Genomic DNA, 255 nt, shown 5'->3' with positions numbered 1-255 from the left:
AGACAATCTGTGTGGGCACTCAAAGTGACATGGATTCTTAACGTCCTCGGACGAAAAATGAATACCAAGTCTCAGTGAGTGAACATACGTAATTCATTACGAAGTTCTTTTCTTTAGAAATAAAGAAACACGAGCATCAAACTTAAATTGAAGAGTTTGATCATGGCTCAGATTGAACGCTGGCGGCAGGCCTAACACATGCAAGTCGAGCGGTAGCACAGAGAGCTTGCTCTCGGGTGACGAGCGGCGGACGGG

Annotated in this window: 1 rRNA gene; it reads left to right on the top strand. The window is 45.9% G+C overall.

Features of this window, described 5'->3' with window-relative positions:
- Positions 1-144 precede the first annotated feature (144 nt).
- Positions 145-255: ribosomal RNA gene (locus tag NWP14_RS27900) — 16S ribosomal RNA — on the top strand; the annotation flags it as partial.

The organism is Klebsiella sp. C349492, assembly GCF_042055345.1.
Lineage (GTDB): Bacteria > Pseudomonadota > Gammaproteobacteria > Enterobacterales > Enterobacteriaceae > Klebsiella > Klebsiella scottii.
The sequence above is the reverse complement of the archived record's forward strand: the minus strand, read 5'-3'. Positions and strand labels throughout refer to the sequence as shown.